Genomic DNA, 8,073 nt, shown 5'->3' with positions numbered 1-8,073 from the left:
CCTTCACGCTCTGCGTGCCTGCATCGATGCCCGCAACCCATGCCATCCGACACCACCCTCACCCAAGAAAAGTTAGCGCTACCATTTTGCTTGGTAAAAAAAGGGAACACGCACGTGGCCCCTCTTTTCCTGCACGGCCGCGTCCAGCCCGCCGTAAGGCCGCACTGTAACCAGCCTCCGTACAAAAAGCCTGCTGCGCTGCAAAAACCACACGGAGAGCAGCGGTTTCTGATGCCTCTCGCGGGGCGGCTTTCAATTCGGGCGTCACGGCGCCAGGTCGATGAAGCTGTTGATCGACAGGCGTCCACGCAACGGATCCGACGTAAGCGCACGGCCGCCGATCCGCCCCGAATGCAGCGAGTTGCGACGGTACACGACCAGGCGATTGAACACGCCTTCCACCCCCGCGATCCGCTCGAACAACGGCGTATCGCCATCGATGTAACCGGCAGGCGCGCCGTGCTCCTCGCGTGCTTCCTGCGCCAGGCAGTCGAAATAGGCAGCGTGCCGGCCCTCGTCGACGTATTCGAATCCGCTGCGCCGATGCCGATAGAAGTCCGTCCCGCCCCACGACTCGCGGAACAGGTAGTGCACCGTCGCCAGCCCGCGAGCGCTGACGGAATCGATGTGGGGCACGCGCTGCAGGAAGTGAAGGTTCTCCGGTGGCTGGGTCACCAGTGAAAAATGGCACATCGGGAACACGAACTCCGCAGGTTCCAGCGCGAATGCCTCGCGCAGCAGCGGCGTCAGCATCGCCTGCAGGAATCGCTGGTACGACGGGGGCGCCGGCGCGCGGATGCCCGGGAACAAGGTCGGCATCTTTTCGAAGCCGCGACTGGCTGCCTTGTGAAGCATGCGCTCGGGATCGGCGAGCAGGTTGTCGATCACCACCAGCGGTGCCCGCTCCCGCCCCACCACGTGATGGCTGATGCGCAAGTCCGGATGGGGCGCCAGCAGCATGCGATCCCGCCCTCGCCCGACTATGCGGTCACGGCGCGCGACGGCCACACGTCGGGCGCGGCCTTGCAATAGCGCTCGATGAACGCCTGCTGCGACGGCATATGCGCGACGGCGCGTTCGATGGGCTGCCGTATGGAGTTCAGCAACGTGCGCAGGTCTTCGTCGGCCAGCGCACGCGCAAGCGGATGCGGCGGACCCGGCTGGATGCCTTGTCCCAGCAGGACATGCGTCCAGGAATCGACCCGGAACAGTTCGTCGGGATCCTGCCACGCATGCGCGCGTTCCCGCCAGGCGCGCAGCCGTATCGCGAGCGACTCCGGCAACGCCATCTCGCGGCACGCCTTCCACATCGGCTCGTCGCGCTGCGTGGCGTGGTAATGCAGGATGATGAAGTCGCGCACGTGCTCCATCTCGGTGCGGCTGACCTCGTTGTACAGGTCCACCAGCGACGACGAGATCCCGTCGAAAGGAAACAACTGGACCAGCCGCACTACCGCGCTGATCGCCAGATGGATGCTGGTCGACTCGAGCGGCTCGATGAAGCCGCTGGCCAGCCCCAGCGCCACCACGTTCCGGTTCCAGGCCTTCAGGCGCCGACCCGTGCGGAACGGCACCAGCCAGGGTTCGCGGATCGCGGGCGCGCCCACATCGCGCAGCAGCTTGGCACGCGCTTCGTCGTCGGACATGTGGCGGCTGGAAAACACCAGCCCGCAACCCACGCGGTGTTGCAGGGGGATATGCCAACGCCAGCCGGCCTCATGCGCGATGGCCCGCGTGTAAGGTACGGGTGGCCCCACCGACTCCGTCTGCACGGCCACCGCGCGGTCACTCGGCAGCCACTCGTTCCAGTCTTCGTAGCCGGTATGCAACGTCTGTTCGATCAGCAAGCCCCGGAACCCGGTGCAATCGATGAACAGGTCGCCTTCGATGACCTGGCCGTCCTCCAGGACGAGCGCCGCCACGCCGCCATCGGCAGCGTGCTGCCGGACCTCACGGATCTTGCCTTCCACCCGGCGCAGGCCATGGCCTTCGGCGATGCGCCGGAGGAATTTCGCGTAAAGCCCGGCATCGAAGTGATACGCGTAGTTGACCTGGGGCTGCGTCTGCAGCGAGAACTGGTCGCCCCGCGAAGCGAGGGTTTCCAGGCAGAAGTCGCCGAGCTCGGAGGGCATGCCACGCCGCAGGCTGTCGAGCCAGAAATGATGGAATGCCGCTGCCCAGGTGCCCTGCCCCGTGATGCCGAACGGATGGATGTAGCGCTCGCCCGGGCGGCGCCAGTTCTCGAACGAGATCGACAGCTTGAAGGTGCCCGCGACCGCGCGCAGGAATTCCTGCTCGTCGATCTGCAGGAAGCGGTGGAAGGTCCTGATGGGCGGCACCGTCGATTCGCCCACGCCCACGGTGCCGATCTGCTCCGATTCCACCAGGGTGATCTTGAGCCGGTCCCGGAACTGGTGCGCCAGCGCGCAGCCGGCCAGCCAGCCTGCCGTGCCACCCCCGGCGATGACCACGTTGCGGATACGTCCCTCGGGTGTCGTTGGAGAATCCAATGCAGTTGCTCCCGTCAGCGGTTGAGTCGGCCCAGCAGCATGGCGCGGATGCGCCTGGCCTGTGTTTCATCGATCGGTCCCAGCAGATCCCGGGCTTGCGCCGGAAGATGTTCCCCCGCGCGCTCTCCCGCACCGAACACGTAGTACTCGAACAACTTCGCCCATGCTTCCTTCTCGCGCGCCGGCAGGTCGCGGATCGTCCACAGTGCATGCTGGAGCGCGGGCAGCGGCGACGAGAGGAATGCCGGCGAACGGCGCCACCAGTAGTTCAGCAGCACGTTGAACGGTTCGAGGCTGCGCACGTGGTGCCACCACATGCTGGGAATGAAGATCGCATCGCCCGGCCCGAGCAGCGCCGTCCTCGCCGCCGCCAATGCCGTTCGGAAACGCGGGTGCCGTTCGAAATCCGGCGCATCGAAATCGACCACGCTGACGACCTGCCCGCCGGGCGTGGGATCGAAGGGGCCGGGATAGAGGTTCTCGATCTGTTCGGGCGGGAACAGCGTGAACGCGCGCCTGCCGACCAGACAGCACGCGACGTTGTCGGGCGCGTCGAAATGGCACGACGCCACCACGCGGTTGCCTATCCAGATACTGGCAGGGGCCTCGATGCCGTAGGCCGACAGCGAGAGGTCGTTCGCCTGGGTGAAACCCGGCAGCGCACGGTCCACAAGCAGCGAGGCCACGTAATAGGTGGGCGGCGTGGCGTCGTGCAGATGATCCGCAATACCGTCCAGCACGTCTGCCAGCGCACCCTTCCGCACCTCGAAGTTCAAGCGGGTGAAGTCGTCGTTGTAGAACGGCCGCCCCCCGATCTCCGGAGCCCCGAACGAGTACTGGATCGGTGCCCCCGCGTCGAAGCGGCGCAGGTATGCCATGGCCTCATGCAGCGATGACCGGCCGGCGTGCACGAGACCCCACGCCTGCGCGACGCCCTTCAGCACGACCGGCTCGCCTTCTTCCAGCAGCGATGCCAGGGGCAACGCGCCGGGATCCGGATTCTCCAGGGTGCGTATAGCGGCGCCTTGCATCACGCGCGTCAGTTCGTGCTGATGGAGGTCGCCGCGTCCTGCGCGCGCAGGCGGCGTTGCTTCTCGGCCAGAAGTCGGCGCATGTTGTGCAGCGACGCAAGCATGAGGTACGTGCCTTCCAGGTAGCCGGCGCGGTTGAGGGCGAGCAGGTCGGCGCCATCCAGCGCGGCCAGGCGATCGCGGTCGATCCCGTGCAGGCCGTTGACCGCGATCCGGTGCCGCTCGTCCACCTGTACGTCCAGGCTGAAGGGCTGGATCAGGCCTTTCGCATCGAGCGCGGCGAACATGGCCGCGGCATAGGTGCTGCCATCGCGGATGCCGCGCAGGACGCTTGCGACGTGGTCGAGATACGGGGTGTTGCCGCCCTGCGGCAGGAACACCGGCTCGCCGTGCGCGGCGTTGACCCGCGGATGTTCGAGGTCCACGTGCATCACCGCCTCCTGCGTGAGCTCGCCGTCGATGCGCTGCTCCTGGAATCCGATGAGGAAGGGTCCTTTCGCCAYTGCGCCAGGCAGATACGCGGCATTCCAGCGGCCATCGCGCAGGAAGAGATTCTCGCGCTGCTCGAAGCCCAGCAGCACGACGGATTGCCATTCGCCGCTGGCGGCATCCTTTCGCAGGAAGATCGGATACTCGCGCTGCAGTTCTGCAAACTCGCTCGGGAACGCCGGCACCATGGCCACGTCGTCGCCGAACTCGGTGCCGAAGCCTGTCGCCACCCGCAGGTCGCGGTGCGCGATGTTGTTGAGGAGCTCGTAGCGGGCCATCTTCTTGTCCAGGGAAAGCGGAAAGCTCGACTCGGCATGGTACGCCGGTGCAGGGAACGCGTGGCGACAACCTGGGACGACACCCGGAAAAAAGGACCGCTGCTCGCGCAGCGGTCCCTCGGCGACATCCGGAGAGGGCGTCTGCCGCCTAAGTCAGAACTTGTAACGCACGCCGACCATGTAGCGCGGGCTCTGGTCGGCCAGCTTCACGATCATCTGGTCGGTCCGCGCGCGCCAGCGGACATCCTCACCCGTCAGGTTGATCGCCTCCAGACCGAACGACCAGTGGTCGTCGAGCGTGTAGTTCACGCTCAGGTCCCACTGCTCGTACTCCTCGACGTAGTACGGATTGCGGCTGGCACGCTGGTTGGCGAGGATCAGGTACTCGTCGCGCCAGTTCCACGCCAGGCGCACCGACCAGCCGAACTTCTCGTACATGAGCATGGCGTTGGCCGTATCGCTCAGGCCCGTGAGCGCGAACTGGTCGATGGCCGGATCGCCGCCGTCGTCATAACCCACGTCGCCGCGCACGACGGTGTAGTTGGCCAGAACGCCGAACCCGGTATCCCCGAAGAAGTACTGGCCACCCAGCTCCCAGCCGTGCAGCTTGGACTGGTTCTGGTTGATAGGGCGGTTGACGTTGAACTGGTACAGCGGATCGTCGGCTTCGCCGTAGATGTTGTAAGCCGCTTCGGTCGCCAGCGTCTGCGCGCCGGTGCCGTTGAACGCTGCCAGGCCGGCTGGATCGTTGCGCAATAGCGCCAGGGCCGTGAACAGCGACGTGTCGTTGGCCGAACATGCTGCCGCGTTGGCCGCACCGACCTGGGCGACGCACGCCGCGCTGGTCAGGAACGCCAATGCCGTCTGTGCATCCGGACCGGACGTGGGATCCCGCAGACCGTAGAGGGATTCCTGTCCGACCGTGTTGCCGATGAAGTTGTCGACCGACTTGTTCCAATAGGTCAACGACACATAGCTCGCGTCGGCGAAGTACCACTCCAGCGCCAGGTCGAGGTTGTCCGACTCCAGCGGCTTCAGGCTCGGGTTCTGTGCGTTGCCGCTTGCGCGGACGGACGGGTCGAGAAGGACCGAACCGAAAGGTTGCTGTGCACCGGGACCCGCGTAGAGATTGCCGTAGGGGGCACGGGCGATGGTCTTGCCGAACGATGCGCGACCCTTCAGCTCGTCGGTGAAATCGATGCTGAAGTCGAGGTTGGGCAGGATGTAGCTGTAGCTCGCCTTCTCGCTGAAGGGTTGCTGTTCGTCCGACAGCACGATGCGGAAGTCGTTGTTGGCCTGCCACTCGATGGCTTCGGGGATCGCGATGACGGAGGTCGACACGACATCCGTCGTCTCGTACCTGACGCCCAGCCGGGTGTTGGTGCGCATGCCACCCAGCTCGCCATCCAGTTCCACCTGGAAGTACGCCGAGTTGGTCTTTTCCTCTACCCGGTTGTCGGCTGCACGCTGCGGACTCACCCCGAGTCCCACGCCATACTGGCCCGCGGCCCACTGGGCGAGCTCGGCCGCATTGCCGCGCCATGCCGGCCAGCTGACCGCGCTGTAGTCGTCGAAGAGCCCGACGATGTTGGTCGGGCGCAGCAGATCCACCAGGCCGGCTGCGGTGTCCGAATCGACGTTGGCGACGCCCCAGTCGCCCAGCGTGGAATATGCTTCCGCCGCCTGGATGCGATGGGTCGTGGACTTGTTGGTGTCCACGCCGAACTGGAAGCGGCCCTGGTCGAAACTCCATTCGCCGTCGATGCGGGCCTGCTTGATCTCGCTGACCTGCGTCTGCGCATTGACGCGCAGCACCTGGGAACCGATTTCGCCTTCCACGAAACCGGGATTGACCACGCCGTTCGTGCCGGCGACGGCATCGCCATTGGTCGGATACCAGGTCTGCGTGCCGACCGGCAGGCCATTGTTGAACTCCAGCTCCTGTACCCAGGTGCCGCCGCAATGCGGACCGGTGGTGCAGTTGTTGGTACCCGCGATGCTCATGAAGATCGAACCGCCACCGGTGAGCGGATCGTTCGGCCGGCTCTCGTTCTTCGAGTTGTGCGCGTCGAAGGTGAGGCGGAAGCTGTCGTTGACGTCCCACGCCGCATTGAAGCCCAGCGAACCCAGCTTGTACTTCTGCATGCTGCGCTGCTGTTCCAGGCCGAAATCCTTGGTGCCCGCGATCTCGCGGATGTACACCGGCACAGCGACGGCCCCGCTGGTGTCGAACTCGATGTCGGTGTAGTTGCTGTTCTGCAGCCACATCGCCTGCTCACCGCGGTTCTCGGTGATCTCGTTGGTCGAATAGGTGTAGTCCAGCGTGAGGGTCAGGCTGTCGGTCGGCGCGAACTGCACCACGGCCTGGCCATTGACACGCTCGCGTTCGAACTCGGAGAACGCGTAACGGAGGTCGTTCGGGCGTGCATACAGATCGCCGACCGCGGGCGCATTGACCACGTTCGGATTGCCCGGCATGGTGCCGGTCCAGGGCTGCACGTTCCAGTAGTTCTCGGTCGCCTGCACCGAGCCGCCCTTGCGCTTCTGCTGGCTGGCGCTGAGGCTCACGCCGAACGTCTTGTCGGGATTGGTGTAGCTGAAGATGCCCGACAACTCCGGGGTGATGTCGCTCTCGAAGGGCTGGCTCTGGTCGGACACGATCTTCGCGCCCGCATTGGCCACCACGCCGTCATAGTTGAACGGACGCGCCGTCAGGATGTTGATGGTGGCGCCGATACCGCCACTCGGCACCTGCGCCTGCCCCGTCTTGTAGACCTCGATGCCGTTGATCGCCTCGGCAGCGAGCTGCGCGAAGTTGAAGGCACGGGTACCGCCGTCCACACCGCCGATCGCRACCTGTCCGGACGCACCGAACGCATCCGCGCCCGGCATCTGGCGACCGTTGAGCGTCACCATGTTGAACTGCGGACCGAAGCCGCGCGCGGTGACCTGCGCGCCTTCGCCATCGCGCCGTTCGATCGAGATGCCGGTGATGCGCTGCAACGACTCGGCGAGGTTGGTATCCGGGAACTTGCCGATGTCTTCGGCACTGATCGCATCGACGACGCCCGCTGCATCGCGCTTGATGTCCATCGCCTGGCTGAGGCTGCCGCGGATGCCCGTCACCACGACCGTGTCCAGATCCGTCGCCTGAGATTGCGTCTGTTCCTGCGCGGCCGGTGCCGGTGCGGGCGTCTGCGCGTCCTGACCGAAGGCAGGATTGATGACCAGCACGCCGCCGACGAAGGTGAACATGGCCCTCGATTTGAATCTCGCCAACTTGCGGCTCATTGACGTGCCCTCAGGTCTGGAGTGTTACGGAAACTGCACACGTTCATGGATCTCCCCTTTCGCTACGTTCGTATGTGAGGTAACGCCCCTCCCGGGGGCGGCCACGGGCGCAGTGCCCGTCTTCCAGCCCGGAGCACGACGGCGGACCCCCGAAGGTCCTGTTCCGCGATCCGGCTTCAAGCGAGGTAAGACGACGACGATCGCGCGATGGTGGAGCCTTACGTGACCACAACTGGCCGTGATCTAGTGGTAGCGCTACCATTGCGTTGGAGCGCAGACTAATCATGCGTGTTCGCTCTTGTCACCATGCAGCGCAGCAAAGCGATCGCGAGCGCGGCATCCAGCGCCAGGATCGGTTCAAGACCCGCGGAAAACGGCTTGAAGCCGCCACTGCCCCAAGTAATGACGATTTCACCCACGTACTCTCAATCAGGCCAACGGAAGTAACTGCGTGAAGAAGTAACTGCGTGAAGA

Annotated in this window: 6 protein-coding genes; all 6 read right to left on the bottom strand. The window is 65.1% G+C overall.

The genetic code is table 11. The features are described from left to right. Nucleotides 1-264: 264 nt before the first annotated feature. The 6 genes from AC04L7_RS08070 to AC04L7_RS08045 all read right to left on the bottom strand — a co-directional run bounded on the left by AC04L7_RS08070 (nt 265) and on the right by AC04L7_RS08045 (nt 8,018). Nucleotides 265-960: a DUF6445 family protein gene (locus tag AC04L7_RS08070; protein WP_435998690.1), complete on the bottom strand. Its 696-nt coding sequence runs from the start codon at nt 958-960 to the stop codon at nt 265-267. Nucleotides 961-980: 20 nt separating this feature from the next. Beyond that, nucleotides 981-2,510 carry a tryptophan halogenase family protein gene (locus AC04L7_RS08065; RefSeq protein ID WP_435998692.1) on the bottom strand — a complete coding sequence of 510 codons (1,530 nt, stop codon included), beginning with the start codon at nt 2,508-2,510 and terminating at the stop codon, nt 981-983. A gap of 14 nt (nt 2,511-2,524) precedes the next feature. Further along, a complete protein-coding gene (locus AC04L7_RS08060; protein WP_435998694.1) occupies nt 2,525-3,541 on the bottom strand; it encodes a cupin-like domain-containing protein in 1,017 nt (338 codons plus the stop codon). A gap of 8 nt (nt 3,542-3,549) precedes the next feature. After that, nucleotides 3,550-4,308 (bottom strand): SapC family protein, encoded by a 759-nt coding sequence (locus tag AC04L7_RS08055; RefSeq protein WP_475512794.1) that lies wholly within the window; start codon nt 4,306-4,308, stop codon nt 3,550-3,552. Between the two features lie 153 nt (nt 4,309-4,461). Continuing rightward, nucleotides 4,462-7,599 carry a TonB-dependent receptor gene (locus AC04L7_RS08050; RefSeq protein WP_475512793.1) on the bottom strand — a complete coding sequence of 1,046 codons (3,138 nt, stop codon included), beginning with the start codon at nt 7,597-7,599 and terminating at the stop codon, nt 4,462-4,464. A gap of 278 nt (nt 7,600-7,877) precedes the next feature. Next, nucleotides 7,878-8,018 (bottom strand): hypothetical protein, encoded by a 141-nt coding sequence (locus AC04L7_RS08045; protein ID WP_435998700.1) that lies wholly within the window; start codon nt 8,016-8,018, stop codon nt 7,878-7,880. Between the last annotated feature and the right edge of the window lie 55 nt (nt 8,019-8,073).

It is taken from the genome of Pseudoxanthomonas sp. LjRoot204_2 (assembly GCF_056175765.1).
Note: the sequence above shows the minus strand (reverse complement) of the source record. Positions and strands in the feature narration are given on the sequence as shown.

Excerpts from the sequence above, each read along its gene's own strand:
- AC04L7_RS08070 (WP_435998690.1), bottom strand. The coding sequence starts at position 960 with ATGCTGCTGGCGCCCCATCCGGACTTGCGCATCAGCCATCACGTGGTG.
- AC04L7_RS08060 (WP_435998694.1), bottom strand. The coding sequence starts at position 3,541 with ATGCAAGGCGCCGCTATACGCACCCTGGAGAATCCGGATCCCGGCGCG.